The 13,501-nt window shown below is 67.7% G+C and carries 14 protein-coding genes; 3 read left to right on the top strand and 11 right to left on the bottom strand.

From position 1 onward, the window contains the following. Positions 1 to 65: 65 nt before the first annotated feature. From ACZ6AA_RS03220 to ACZ6AA_RS03195, 6 genes are all read right to left on the bottom strand, one after another. Positions 66 to 2,504, bottom strand: coding sequence for a hypothetical protein (locus ACZ6AA_RS03220; protein WP_471455993.1), 2,439 nt, complete (start codon positions 2,502 to 2,504; stop codon positions 66 to 68). After that, positions 2,501 to 2,899, bottom strand: a complete 399-nt coding sequence (locus ACZ6AA_RS03215) for a DUF6507 family protein (protein ID WP_471455991.1) — start codon at positions 2,897 to 2,899, stop codon at positions 2,501 to 2,503. Before ACZ6AA_RS03215 ends, ACZ6AA_RS03220 begins: the two co-directional genes overlap by 4 nt. A gap of 104 nt (positions 2,900 to 3,003) precedes the next feature. After that, positions 3,004 to 3,429, bottom strand: a complete 426-nt coding sequence (locus ACZ6AA_RS03210) for an RDD family protein (RefSeq protein ID WP_471455989.1) — start codon at positions 3,427 to 3,429, stop codon at positions 3,004 to 3,006. 228 nt (positions 3,430 to 3,657) lie between these two features. After that, positions 3,658 to 3,969 (bottom strand): pore-forming ESAT-6 family protein, encoded by a 312-nt coding sequence (locus ACZ6AA_RS03205; protein WP_030668329.1) that lies wholly within the window; start codon positions 3,967 to 3,969, stop codon positions 3,658 to 3,660. Positions 3,970 to 4,057: 88 nt separating this feature from the next. After that, positions 4,058 to 4,387, bottom strand: coding sequence for a hypothetical protein (locus tag ACZ6AA_RS03200; protein WP_469000205.1), 330 nt, complete (start codon positions 4,385 to 4,387; stop codon positions 4,058 to 4,060). Positions 4,388 to 4,777: 390 nt separating this feature from the next. Then, on the bottom strand, positions 4,778 to 5,296 hold the full coding sequence (locus ACZ6AA_RS03195) for an ATP-binding protein (protein ID WP_471455987.1): 519 nt from the start codon (positions 5,294 to 5,296) through the stop codon (positions 4,778 to 4,780). A 272-nt stretch (positions 5,297 to 5,568) separates the two neighbouring features. Between ACZ6AA_RS03195 and ACZ6AA_RS03190 the strand changes: the two genes are divergently transcribed. Then, a complete protein-coding gene (locus ACZ6AA_RS03190; RefSeq protein WP_471455985.1) occupies positions 5,569 to 6,420 on the top strand; it encodes a helix-turn-helix domain-containing protein in 852 nt (283 codons plus the stop codon). 11 nt (positions 6,421 to 6,431) lie between these two features. Continuing rightward, on the top strand, positions 6,432 to 6,623 hold the full coding sequence (locus tag ACZ6AA_RS03185; protein ID WP_471455983.1) for a hypothetical protein: 192 nt from the start codon (positions 6,432 to 6,434) through the stop codon (positions 6,621 to 6,623). A gap of 15 nt (positions 6,624 to 6,638) precedes the next feature. Here the strand turns inward: ACZ6AA_RS03185 and ACZ6AA_RS03180 are convergent, their stop codons facing one another. The 5 genes from ACZ6AA_RS03180 to ACZ6AA_RS03160 form a co-directional block, all read right to left on the bottom strand. Continuing rightward, positions 6,639 to 8,042, bottom strand: a complete 1,404-nt coding sequence (locus ACZ6AA_RS03180; RefSeq protein WP_471455980.1) for a DUF6177 family protein — start codon at positions 8,040 to 8,042, stop codon at positions 6,639 to 6,641. Between the two features lie 81 nt (positions 8,043 to 8,123). Further along, positions 8,124 to 8,987, bottom strand: a complete 864-nt coding sequence (locus tag ACZ6AA_RS03175; protein ID WP_471455978.1) for an immunity 49 family protein — start codon at positions 8,985 to 8,987, stop codon at positions 8,124 to 8,126. Beyond that, positions 8,984 to 11,551 carry a hypothetical protein gene (locus tag ACZ6AA_RS03170; protein ID WP_471455976.1) on the bottom strand — a complete coding sequence of 856 codons (2,568 nt, stop codon included), beginning with the start codon at positions 11,549 to 11,551 and terminating at the stop codon, positions 8,984 to 8,986. Before ACZ6AA_RS03170 ends, ACZ6AA_RS03175 begins: the two co-directional genes overlap by 4 nt. Beyond that, positions 11,548 to 11,943, bottom strand: a complete 396-nt coding sequence (locus ACZ6AA_RS03165; protein ID WP_471455974.1) for a DUF6507 family protein — start codon at positions 11,941 to 11,943, stop codon at positions 11,548 to 11,550. Before ACZ6AA_RS03165 ends, ACZ6AA_RS03170 begins: the two co-directional genes overlap by 4 nt. Before the next feature lie 57 nt (positions 11,944 to 12,000). After that, a complete protein-coding gene (locus ACZ6AA_RS03160) occupies positions 12,001 to 12,312 on the bottom strand; it encodes a pore-forming ESAT-6 family protein (protein WP_471456609.1) in 312 nt (103 codons plus the stop codon). Between the two features lie 612 nt (positions 12,313 to 12,924). On the opposite strand from ACZ6AA_RS03160, the gene ACZ6AA_RS03155 reads away from it, so the two are divergent. Further along, entirely contained in the window at positions 12,925 to 13,488 is a 564-nt protein-coding gene (locus ACZ6AA_RS03155) for a dihydrofolate reductase family protein (RefSeq protein WP_471455972.1), read from the top strand. The last annotated feature ends 13 nt before the right edge of the window (positions 13,489 to 13,501 follow it).

Genomic DNA, 13,501 nt, shown 5'->3' with positions numbered 1-13,501 from the left:
GAGATCGTCACCGCCACCCTGTGTCTTGGTCTCCCAGTACCAGCTACCGACGGGAATCGTCGTAATCACAAAACACCTCGCGGATCGACCTTGGCGCCCGGCGGGATCACGATCGTCCCGTCATCGAGTCGGAGCACGAACAGAATGCCACGACCTTTTTCACTCTTGAGCGCGTGCTCGCCGCGATGTACTCGCAGCAACTCGTCTGGAATGCCCCTGCTCGTCCAGTCCGCCACGGTCCCTTGACCGTCCACCAGCATGACTCTGACGTCCGCCTGCGACTTGGACAGCTGCCCCAGATAGTCGGCCCGTGCGATCTGCTCAAATGGGTCCTTGGGGTTGTTGAGCCGCTTCATCTGATAGCCGTAGGAGTTCCCGGCATCGTCCGTCACCTTGACATCAAGATCCGCCTTGTGCGCCGAGTTCTTGATCTCGAACTCAATGTTCCGCAGGCCACTCGCGTGCAATTGATCGCCAAACCTGATCTGGTCGATGGCGCGGATGTGCTGCCCGGCCACTCCCGAGCCCAACTGGGAAACGAGGTCCCGAAATCCGGTCGCATGGGAGAACTTTCCAGAGCTGATGACCTCCGCGACTTCGCGGCCGTACGGATGTTCCGCCAGGCGGCTGATCGCTCGCTCGAGAACCTTGGGTTTCATGGTGTTCTTGGGGATGCCCTTGATCGCTTCCCGCAGCCGATGTTCGGCATCCCCGCCCAACTGCAACGGCCCTGACGGACCAGAACCAGGCGAGTGGCCTACGGAGTTACCAGAGCTATGGGGAGCATCCGCGTGGCCCGGAATGTCGTGCCCGGTACTGGATGAGTCTGCTGTATGGCCATTCCCAGGGTGGCCGTTGGGTGGCGATTCGCCGCTGTGATGAGCCCCGTCAGGACCGTGGTGCCCGCCGCTGGACCCGTGGCCCGCACCAGACGAGGAACCGTCGCGTGGCGGCCCTGCAGGAGGCTCGTGATGAGCGGACGGGCCGTGACCCGCCTCATGGGCCCTGCCACCCGGTGGGCGCCCGCCGGCCTGCAGATCATCACCGACCCGGCCCGCGGCACCAGCCACACCCTCACCCGCATGCCCACCAGCGAGCACAGGCTGACGATCCGGCGCACGAAGGGCAGGCGGAGCCTCCTCCTTCGCCACCGGGGCAGCACGGTCCGCAGCGGACGGCTCCGGCCGGGCGTCCTCCGCCTTCTGCAGCACCTTGCCGTTCCCGTCGAGGACAGCCCCCTCCTTGGTGAGGTAGACCGATCTGCCCTTGCCGTCGACGTACCGCAGCGCATTGTCCGGCACAGCCGCAGGACGCACGGGTACATCCGCGCCGCGTTCCGGCAGCCGAAAACCGTTCTCGGCCATGTCCGCGTACGCACCCGGGCGGGAGTTCTTCAGCGGCGCCACCAAGTCCCCGACCTTGACCGTCGCGAACTTCACGCCCTTCGCGGCGTACGTGAACGGATCGACCGCCCGGCCCACTCTGCCGGTCGCCGAGACCACCTTCGCCATGGCCCCGCCCTTGGCCGCCGCCCCCGCGCCGCGCGTCGCCACGATGGTGACCGCGTTGAAGCCGACCAGTCCTCCGGCCCGCGCCGGGTTCCTGCTCCACTGGTCGTAGGCGATCAGCCCTTTGCCCGTGGCGACCACGGCCTGGCGGGAATCCCGAAGCCAGCCGGGCAGTTGGTCGTCCTTGGCCATCCAGAAAGCTCCGCCGAGGGGGGTCATGGTCAGCGTCAGACCGGTGCTCAGCTTGGCCAGGTTGGTCCACGCCTCGCCGGCTGCGCCCCAGCCGTCCTTGCCCGCCAGCGTGCCGAGTGCCTTGGCCGTGCCGACCACACCATCCACGAAGAAGCCCTTGCCGACCTCCTTCGCCTGGTGGACGAACCAGTCGACACCGTCGTAGTCCCGCTCCGCCTTGGCGCCCCAGGGAAGTTCCTCGGCCTGGTCGAGAACCTCATCGGTGTAGCCATACGTTCCGCAGCTGGTGCTGCCGTCGCTGCTGGGCTTCAGCTGAATGCCGTCGACCAGCTTGGTGATCGTGTTGTGGCAGGCGGTCTCGGCCGCACGGAAGGCCTGCGCGGCGGCCTTGACGTCGTCCACCAGCCGGTTGTTGTGGTCGACCTTGTCCTGGTCCTTGCGCCATTCGTCGTCGGTCGAGACGTCGTCGATGACGAAGGCACTGGCCTCGATCTGCAGTTGCTTGAGCTTCTTCGCCAGCGGCCGCACTTCGGACGCGTAGTCGCTCAAGGCCTGGGCGACCTTCTCCAATTGGCCCGCGAAGGCATCCGATCGCGTGGCCACCGGCTTGGTCGTCGCAAACAGATCCTCCGCCTCAGGAGCCTCGTAGAACGCCGAGAGGCCTTGGAAAGTGGAATGCACCTGGCCGCCGCTGAGGCGGAACAGCGATGCCTCCATGCTGAGGTCCGTGGCGTCCCGCTCAAGCTGCTCCAGGTCGCCCGTGAACTGCGGTATGCCATTGGGGTCAATGAGCTCGCTGCTCATCTGCCACCACCCCGCGCACCACCACCGACACCGGGCATGTCGGGCACCGGCATCTCGGCGAGCGCCTTGCCCTGCTTCGTCGCAGCCATGTCCAAGTCACCCTTGATGTACTCCTGGGTGGCCAGGTTGGCGCCGTTCAGCGAACTGCCGGTCCTCTTCGCGATGTATGTGAGGCTCTTCGACCACTGGTTGAAGAACACACCAAGGGCGGATCCCACCGGCCCCTGAGTGCCCTGCCCCTCGTGCCCGCCCTCTGTGATGGTCCCCGCGTGCTTCGCCGCCTGCGGCAGCGTCTTCTGCATCTGCTTGCCGGCGGTCGCCATGGTCTCGGCGGCTGTACCGGCCCGCTGGAGTACTCCCCGGACGCCACCGGGTTCGATGTCCCACGCCGTCATCACACGCCCCCCATAACTCTGGTTCCGTTCGAGTCTCGATCAAGCAATGCCAACCCCCCGCACACTGGGGCGGCAACAAGAGCCCCGGACTCCCTGACCCTCACTCAGCGCTCCACGGCGACGGTGTCCGCCGTCTTGTCGTGCAGGCACTGCTGCAGCGGCTTGTCCCAGCAGCACCACAGCGGGTCCAGCAGGCTCAGGATCGGTACGGCCATCCCGAGCAACGAGAAGGCCTCCCGTCCCGCAGCACGCCAGAAGCCGACCGGCCCTCCGGTCGAACACCGCACGATCCGCACTCCACAGATCCGCTTGCCCAGCGTCGAGCCGAATCGGGCGATGCACGCCGGGAAGTACAGAACGAGCGAAGTGACCAGCCAACCGATCAGCAACAGCTGCGACAGTCCACCGCCGGACTCGTCGATCCACACCATGATCGGAGCACCCAGCGTGAAGTAGCCCAGGAACCAGAAGACCAGGTCGAGCAGGCGTGCCCCGAAGCGGGAACCCCGGTCCGCGAGCGCAGGGCCCACAGGGCCGTGGTACGAGGCGTAGGGATAGGACGGCGGCAGAACGGGCTGGGCCTGCGCGGCATACTGGGGCAGACCGCATGGAGGTGCCTGCCCTCCATACTGATGCGCCTGCCCGGGATACGGCTGAGGAGACGTTGCCTGCGGGTAGGTGGGCAGTCCCTGGCCGGGACCGAAACCAGCGTCTCCGCCAGGCGGGGTGGGAGGGGCCGGATAGGACATGGTGCGCGTTCAGCCGATGTTGTTGACCGCGGCCCGCGCGCGGGAGAGCGTGGTCTGCGCCGTCCCGTCGTTCTCCTCCAGCGTGGAACGCACCAGCCGGATGATCTCCCGCACCTCGTTCGCCGCCTTGTTCCAGCGCACTTCCTTGCCGTGGTACTCATCCGAGACCCCGTCGGCCTGATAGTCGGCCATCGCCGCCTTCACCGCCCGATCACGGTCACCGAGCACCCGCTCCAACTGCCCGATGATGATGTGCAAACCCCCCTGCACATCCGCGGACGCACCCGTGTCGTACGAACGCCGATCCTGATTCCCAGCCATAACAAAACTCCCCATGTCGGAGCGAAGCGCAATGGATTGAAGCGAAGTTGATGGACGGAGCCACCCCCGGGCCCCGCTGAACGCAAACTCAGCCGGAGAAGCGCGCCGCCTGGAAATTGGCCGCGCCCATGTTCTTGTGCGCGTTGTCCGACTGCTCCTGCACACCCGTACCGAACGCCTCGTCCATCCCCGCCTGACCACCCAGAATCGACGACAACGACCCGTTCAGCGCAGCCGTGATCTCATCCGCCCGCAACTTGAACGAATCAAACGTCGCCTTACCCGCACCGTTGAACTTCCCCTCCAACGGCTCCGCAGCCGACACCAACGCCCGGATCAACGACCCCAGATCATCACTCGACCCCGACGTCTGCCTCCCCAACACAGCAAGCGTCGTCTCACCCATATCGAACTTCACAAGCCACCCCCGCTCGAACCCCCACCGACCAACCGGTAGTTGACCGGCGCAACGACATCACTCCATGCGCACCAGGCACTCACGCCACGTAGCGCATCGAACATAATGTCCCACACTGCATTGCAGGCGCAACGCAGTTGAGAGTGAGGCCACACGATCTCGCCACAGGTCGGGAGAGTCCGCCCAGTCCAGCCACGGCCCCCGGAACCCCTCACCCTTGGCGCATCCCACTTGGTCAGCATGCCCATCCGGCCATGGCGCGGAATAGTGAGGCAGCGCTAGCGCGCAGAAACGCGCATCCCCCACTTCCCGCCACCGGATGCCACTCTGGCCAGAACTGTGCGATTGGGACGACGCCGCACCGAGGTTTCCACTTGCCCATCCGACCGTTCACACCATGCCGTACGCCCGCGCCCCCTCCCCCGGCAGCACCGCCCACATCCGCGTCCCGCCGCCCGGCTCCCGCGCGTCACCAAAACCCCAGTCCCCTGCGCACGCCCGCACCACGCACGCCATCAGGTTCAGGGACGCACGGCGGCGCTCGTCGCAGATCGCGGCGAGGCGCGGGTTCGTGTGGCGCGGGTGACCGTCGTACGCGATCACCCGGAGGGCTCCGTCGCGGTGCCGTAGGCGCAGGTACACCTCCTCGGCGGGCGTGAACCGGCACGCGCAGGTCGTCAGTTCGGCCGTGACCTGGAGCGCCGCCTCCGTCACGTAACCCAGACCGTGCGCCCGGAGGATGGCCGCCACCGCGCGGCGCGCGACCGCCGGACTGGTCGCGGACGCGGGCAGCGTGAGGCTGTACGTGAGGTCGTCGGGGGTCGGCGTTCGCGGGTGACCCGCTCCGTGCGCGTGTACGTCGTCCAGCGTGCGGCTGTCGGGGCACGTGGTCGCTACGACCATCGGCATGGTCAATCTCCGGTGAGGGTCGGTGCGTTGGGCGTCGCGCCGCCGGTGGCCTGTCTCCCTGGCGCGGGCCCGCCCCTCCCAGGGGAGGAGGCTTCCGGGCAGGCTCGCGCGATGCGCTTCCGGCTGCGGCAATCAGTAAGCGATGCGTCACTCACCGTAGGGCATGAGGGGGCACATGTGCCACAAATTCGCCAGCATTGCCCCCACCGAGTTGGACCGACCTCCGGGGCAGAGGGCAGACTGGCGCGCAGCACGCGGGGAGGAAGGTGCCAGTGCCCACACGAACCACACCGACGGAGCGCCAGAAGCGCCTGGGAGCGGAGCTGCGCAGGATGCGCCTGGCGGCGGGCCGGACCACGGAATACGCGGCAGGGCTGCTCGGGCTCGACCGCACAAAGCTCTCCAACATGGAGTCAGGGGTCCGCGCCACCTCTGCCGAGCGTGTGCAGATACTGGCCAGCAACTACGAGTGCGGCGATGCCGCTTACGTGGAAGCGCTGGTGGACATGGCCGAGTTCCGCAAGCGCGGCTGGTGGGAGCAGTACCGAGGAAACCTCCCTCAAGGCCTGCTGGACGTAGCCGAGTTGGAGTGGTTCGCCAAGCGGCTGCGCACGCTGCAAACCGTGCACGTACCGGGACTTCTCCAGCTGAGCGGGTACGCACGCGCCATCTTCGACTCCGCGCTGCCTCCGCTACCGAAGTCGGAGGTCGAACTGCGGGTGGCACAGCGCATGCGGCGTCAGCAAGTCCTGGAACTCGACGAGCCCGTGGAGTACGTGGCGTACGTACACGAGCTGGCGTTGCGCATGCACTTCGGTGGACGGCGCACGATGCGGGAGCAGCTGCAGTACCTGTGCGAGGTTTCCGAGCGCGAGAACGTGACGGTACGCGTCCTCACCGCCGAGACAGGCGCGTTCCCTGGTGCCGGTCACGCGGTCCTGTACGCGGACGGTGCTGTCCCGCAATTGGACACCGTCCAGTTGGACTCCGCACACGGCGGAGAGTTCACTCACGCCGAGGCGCAGCTCGCCAAGTACCGTGCCCATATGGACTGGTGGCACGAGAAAACACTCGGGCAACCGGAATCGCGGGATCTGATCCGCACCATCGCCCACGAGCTCTGAGGGACGACATCATGCCCGAGATCACCTGGGAAGCACCGTTCTGCGCCGAAGGCAACAACTGCTTCCGGCTCGGCACCGACGACGAAGGCAACGCCTACATAGCCCTCGCCGGCGCAGAGCACACGTACCTCACGGACACGCGTGAAGCCCTGGCCACCCTCATCCGGGACATCAAGGCAGGCAAGGCCGACCACCTGCTGTGAGCCACCGTCCCCCGCTCACGCCGCCTTGAGGTGGTCCATGAGTCGCTGCAGGCGCTCCCATGCGGAGGAGTCGCCGCCGTCCCCCAGCGGATAGTGCAGGGAGGGCCCGGCGACGGCCCCGAGGCGCACGGGGGCGGTGTCGAGCGGCGGGTGCGCGGCGTGTGCGAGGCCGATGCCGCGTACCGCGTCCGGGCCGAGGGTGAAGGCGACCGGGGCGGGCGGGGCTTCGAAGCGCGGGGGCACGGTGAGGTCGCGCCGGGCGGCGCGGAGCGAGGTGAGCATCGACGTCAGGCGGTGCTCGGCGGCCAGGGCCTCGGCCAGGGTTGCGATGGCGTCGAGAGGGGCGGCCTCGTCCGGGCCGTAGCCCAGGGTGAGGGTGATGTCCTCCTCGACCCCGGCGGTGGTGCGGGTGACGTGGACGGTCGCCATGGCCGGACGGCCGGGCGGGCCGACGGTGACGAGCCAGGTGGGCTGCGGCGCGCGGCTGCGGGCGAGGGCGGTCAGCTGGCGGGTGGACCACGGGAGGCTGACCGGTTCGGCGGTGCTCCAGCCGGCCGGGGGTGCGCCGGTGAGGTGGCGGAAGGCGGTTTCCAGGGCGCCGCCGAGAACGAGACGTTCGTCGGGTTCGTGTGTGGTGCGGATGTTGAGGATGAGCTGGCGCTCGCCCGTGTCCGGGGCGGGCCGGAAGGACTCGGCGACGCGGGTGGCGCCGTCCGCGTCACGGACGGGTGCGAAGGCGCCGCCCTCCCAGTGGAGTTCGGCGCCGGAGAGGCCGTCGTAGTAGCCGGAGCCGGGGAGTTGGACGACCCAGCGGTTGGGGTGGCCGTGCAGGGCGATGCGGGTGGGGAGCGTGAGCGTGGTGTGGGGCGGTGTGACGATCTGCAGGGCGCGGTCGGTGGCGGTGGCCTCGCGCAGGGCGTCGGAGAGCCAGGTCGTCATGGGGACGACGGGGCGGTCCTGGATGACGACGGCCGCTTTGTCGGTGAGGGCATCGATCGCCGGGGGTGTGGTCGCCGGGGCTCCTCCGGATTCGTCCGGGGCCACGGGTACGACGTCGGTGTGCGCGGCCTGCGGGGGCCAGACGCTGCCGCCCAGCACGGCGGCCAGCCGCCCCGCGAAGGAACCGGCGAGCCGGTCGGCCTCCTCCACGTCGGTGGCGGCACGCGCCTCGGTCCACCAGAACGGGGCGTCGGGGGCCGCGGCATCAGGGCCGAGCAGCCGCTGGGCCTCGCCCGAAGTGTGTACGAGGAACGGTGCCTCGACCGACACCAGTACCCGCCCGTCCGGCGCGCACAACTGCACGACCGCGCCGTCGGCCGACGTCCGGACCTCCAGGTCGGGGCCGCCTGCGAACAGCCCGGCCAGCACGGTCTTGGTGTCGGGCATGGTGGGGGTGAGGGCTATGACGTCTTTGGTCACGCGAAAGTCGATTTCCTAGGTATCCGAGGAGGCCTCGCGCCGTCGAGACGTCGGAGCGTGCCGTTGTGTGCTCCTGGCGGCTCAGGTGGGGAACTCGCCGAGCCAGCCGTGCTGGAGGAGATGCTTGGGGAGGTAGTCCGACTCGACCTCGATCGGAAACTCCCCGTCGTAGGCCAGGCAGGCTATGGCCAACGGGCCCAGGGCAATGCTGCCGTCAATGTCGGCTTCCCGGTCCTCGTTCAGGGTCCAGTACACCTTGTGCAGCTTCAGGGCCTCCTCCAGCGCCGGGCCGAAGCCTGCCTCGTCCCTGGTCACGAAGTGGTAGAAGAGGTTGATCGGCGGATAGAGCACACACTGCAACAGGTCCAGCGGCGCGACCTGCGCCACCGCGGGATCGGACATCCGCAACGCGTCGCTGAGCTTTTCCACCAGTCCCGGGCGCCGCAGCCAGAACGTCTGCAGCGTGTCCACCCAGTGGTAGATGTACTCGTCGTACTGCCCCTCCGGGGCCCGCAGCCGCTCCAGCGGGATCTCACACAGGTCCGTCATCCGCTGCTGCTCACGGCAGATGACGGCCAGCCAGAACGCGTTCAGCCAAGTCCCCGCATCGGCAGTCGGCAACGGACCGACGGCAGGAAGGGCCCGCACCTTCCGATTGATACGACACTCGACGACCCCTTCACTCACCCCGGTCACGGCAAACAACGCCGAGCCCAGCTGCATCGCATTGACCGCGGCGTACCACGTCTCTACCGCTGCGGCACGTGGATCGATGACACACTGGGCTCGCAGCGCCATGACCGCGGTGCCGAATGTCGAGTCGATGACGGCTGTCGACTCCTCGAGATCGTCGATCTCCTCGGTCAGGTGTTGGGTCACCTGCTCCGCGAACTGCTGGGCCTCGGGTCCTGCCGACAGTCCATGCCGGGCGATATGTTCGGTCACGGAAGAGTCCCCTTGCTGATGTCGAACCGGCGATACTGGTAGCCAGTGTACGCGCCAGCATTCTTCTCGCCCTTGACCACGACGTATTCCAACTTGCCCTCTTTGAGCGCCTTCTGGAGATCCCGCACTCGGCCAAATTCACCGCGTTTCTTCATGGCATCTACTATATCGAAGAAGTACTCTCTGCTTCCCTGGGAAACTTGCTTACCACCGGGGAGGGTACGCCTCCCGAGACGGGTGCCAGGGCTACTCTTGGCTTCGACGACGACCACTCGCCCGTCCTCGTGCTTCCACACCTGATCGAACTGATCGTTGCCATTCTTCGGGCCAAGAAGCGTCTGCTCTTCAAAGTCCGGGTACCGCTCGGCGACATAATGGTGCCTGGCTGCCGCCTCGCCGAATTCCTCGGCCGCGTCGCCCATCACGGTGTGGGATTCCTTGTAGGCTCCCTTGGCCTCTCCCCAGAGCCCACCTGATTCGAGGGTACCCTGAGCTTTGTGGGCCTTTCCTGTCTCCGTCTTCAATTTATCGACGAGATGGTCCCACTGGATGGCGAAGTGACGCTTCTGTGCGGCCTCGTTCAAAATCTTGAGCCTGGGAGCGCTCGTGACGCTGTCCGCTCTGACGCTGATGTAATCAGCGTCAATGAAATGAGGTTTGGGGGGCTCAGGAGAATCCTTGGCGCGGATCAGCGGGCCGTCATCCGAAAGCCGGGTCAGCTGAGGCGGAGTGAATCCGCTCTCGTCTGTGAGTTCCAGGCTCTTGCGGTCGCCGAGGTGCTCACCGCCCTTGTAGTACTTGTTGAAGTACCCGGGTTCATGGTTGGCGCGGTAGACCTGGATCTCCTCGATCTGCTCACGGGTGAGTGAGCCACGGTCTCCGTAAGGGTTGTCGCCCTCGCGCATGAAACTGGGGCGCCCAGCTCCGCCGGGCCGACCTGGAGTGTCACCACCCGAGCCAGTTGAAGCGTCGGGGCCTGTTCCGGCACCGTCGCCGGCGCCGGTGCCCGCGCCACCGCCGGGACGCCCACTGCCGGGAGAGGAGTCGACGGATCCGTTCTGACTGGAACCGTCGGCGTTCCGGGCTCCGGCCGCGCCACCAGTCTGGTCATGCCCCTGACCGTGCGGGGAGTGGGCTGCACCGTGGCCGGCCGACAGATCCTGCCTGGCACTGGCATGCGGTGCCAGACTCTCACTGCCGTCGACGCCCCCTTCGGGCGCCCGCGCGCCTGCACCGACGAGTTCGTACTGCCGGGCGTGCTCCTTCGCAGCCGTTCGTTCGTGCACAGCAGGCTCTCGGGGGACTGGGGCAGTACTGGGATTTCCGCTCCCGTCCCTGACGATGAACTCGCCGTCCTCGACCCGGACTCCGTATCCCCCGGCAAATTCCAGCTCCGTGTACGTGCGACGCGGCACCTCCGACGCTCCGCGCGCCCCAGCGCGCATTCCGGCGGCGATGTCCCCCACCCTGGGGACCGTCCCGGCAGTCCTGGCCGCAGCCACGACCGGGTCGATCGCCTCGCCCGCCTTCGCCGCCGCGTTGGCCGCCTTGGCCATCGCCCCTGTCCGCCCCGCCGTGCCCGCCTTCACCGGGCCGGCGGCCAGGGTGCCGAAGTTGAAGATCGTCGTGCCCGCGGCGCGGCCGGGGTTCTCCTTCCACTGGTCCCAGGCCACGAGCCCCTTGGCCAACCCCTTCGCGTACGGCTTGCTGCCCTGCACGAAGTCGCTGTTCCAGAAGCTGCCGCCAGGCTTGCTCCCGCCCATCTCCGTGGCGTACACGGACGTTCCGACCAGCGAGCGGGTCAGCCCCTCCCAGGCAGCACGCGCCTCACCGGGGCCCCGCAGCCCCACCAGCGCGGCGGCGCCCTTGAGCGAGCCGACGATTCCGTCGATGACAAGGCCGTCCCACAGCAACTGCTTGCCGTGGTAGCCGAGGTCCCACGCGTGGTGCGTCCGCTCCGCAGGAGTACCCCAGGGAAGCTTCTCGGCGTTCTCCAGCGCATCAGCGGTGAAGCCGTACGTGGTCACGCCACGCGGGATGAACATGTTCCCGCCGGTGTCCGCCACGTACTGAGTACCGCCGTCCACCAACGCCGTGATCTTGTTGGCGGCGGCGATCTCCGCGGCATAGAAATCAGCCCTGGCCTGGGCGAGTTCGGCCCACAGCGCCTCATGCTGATCGACCTTGTCCTGGTCCTTGGTCCAGTCCGTGCCGAACGCGCCCCCGTCGGTGTCCAGGCCCGCGATGAACGTGGTCGCCTTGCTCTTCAGGTGCTTGAGCCGCTCCGCGATCGGCCCGACCGCCTGGGCGTAGTCATCCAGCGCACCCGCGACCGTCTCCACCTTCTCCGCGAACGCGTCCGCCTTGTCGCGCACGGGCATGGTGGACGCGAACAGGTCCTCGGCCTCCGGAGCTTTGTAGAACGCCGACATGGCCTGGAACTGCGTGTGCGCGGCGCCCCCGGCCTGCCGGATGCCGTCCGCGTCCCGGCGCAGCCCGGTGATGTGCCGCTGCAGCGCGTCCAGGTCGCCGGTGAACTGGGGTATGTCCTCCGGCTTGATCACAGGCTGCCCCGCCTCCACCCGTGCGGCATGTCCGGTTCGTCCACGGCGGCCGCGTTGCGCTGCGCCTCCGTCGCCATCTGTACGTCCCCCGCCTCGTAGGCCGCCGTCGCCAGCAGCGCCCCGTCCACCGACTTGATCGCCCGCGCCGAAATGAACCGCACCTCGGCCGTGGTCCCCTGCGCGAACTGCGCCAGCGCCGCCGCGACCAGCCCGCCACCGCCCGACCCGCCCTTGCCGCCCGACCCGCCCTCGGCAACGGTGCCGGACGAGATCGCCGCGCCCCCCATGTCCTCCCCGTACGCGGTGACGGCCTTGCTCAAGGCGCCCAGCACCTCGCCCATCTGTGAAGCGACCAGCCCCACTCCGGCCGGAGTGACGTCCCACTTCGGCATGCCTCAACCCCCCTGTGATTCCCCGTAAACGCACCCACGCCCTCCGCGGCCGGGCGTTCAGCCGATGTTGTTGACCGCTGCCCGAGCCCGCGACAACGTGGTCTGCGCCGTCCCGTCGTTCTCCTCCAACGTCGACCGCACCAGCCGGATGATCTCCCGCACCTCGTTCGCCGCCCTGTTCCAGCGCACTTCCTTGCCGTGGTACTCATCCGACACACCATCGGCCTGATAGTCGGCCATCGCCGCCTTCACCGCCCGGTCACGATCACCGAGCACCCGCTCCAACTGCCCGATAATGATGTGCAAACCCCCCTGCACATCCGCAGACGCACCCGTGTCGTACGAACGCCGATCCTGATTCCCAGCCATGACGAAGAACTCCCCGTGTTGAAGCGTGCCGAAGTGACGTTGCACGTTAATGGGCAAGGCCAGCACCGGGCCCCGCTGAACAACGGCGCTGCCGAACCGTGCCGGTCAGCCGGAGAAGCGCGCCGCCTGGAAGTTCGCCGCACCCATGTTCTTGTGCGCGTTGTCCGACTGCTCCTGCACACCCGTACCGAACGCCTCGTCCATCCCACCCACATCGAACTTCACAAGCCGCCCCCACTCGAACCCTCACCGACCAACAAGCAGTTGACCAGCCCAGCAACGTCACTCCACGCCCACCCGACACTCACGCCACGTAGCGCATCGAACATACTCTCCCACACCACATTGCAGACGCAACGCGGCTGGGAGAGAAGGGGCTTGATTCCGCCACCGCATGGCGCGGCATCACGGCGCACACGTCCGAGGAAGAAGAGGCTCCCTACGACGCGGAAGCCATCGGCCTGGATCGATGCCATTTCCTCGGCGGAGCGATGAGTCCGCGGCTGAGGCACCGAGCGCGAGGAATGCATGCGAGCTCAGATCGCGCACCGATGAGCTTCCCGCGCCGCGTCGGTCTGTACGCGTGGGACTGACTCACGGAAAGCTGGCGCCATGCGGAGATTGAGCTACGGCATGAACCTGTCCCTGGACGGCTACATCGCCGCGCCCGGCGACGACATCGGCTGGGGCGTGCCGAGCGACGAGATGTTCCAGTTCTGGTCGGACCAGTTGCAGGCGACCGAACTGACGCTGTACGGGCGCAAGCTGTGGCAGACGATGAGCTCCTACTGGCCGACCGGCGACCAGCAGCCGGGCGCCACCCCGGCGGAGATCGAGTTCGCGCGCCGCTGGCGGGACATGTCGAAGGTGGTGTTCTCCTCGACGGTCGACAAGGTCGACTGGAACACCCGCCTGGTCACCGGTGACGCGGTCGCCGAGATCACCCGGCTCAAGGCCGAGGACGGCGGCCCGATGGACATCGGCGGCGCGACGCTCGCCGGGGCGGCCATGCGGGCCGGGCTGATCGACGAGTACGTGCTGGCCACCGCGCCGGTCCTGGTGGGCGGCGGCACGCCGTTCTTCACCGCGCTGGACAGCTGGGTGAACCTGAACCTGGTGGAGACGCGGACGCTTCCCGGGGGCGTGATCCTGACCAGGTACGAGACGAGGCGCTGAGCGCCCGTCCGGG

This window comes from Streptomyces sp. NPDC040610 (assembly GCF_055594065.1).
The sequence above is the reverse complement of the archived record's forward strand: the minus strand, read 5'-3'. Positions and strand labels throughout refer to the sequence as shown.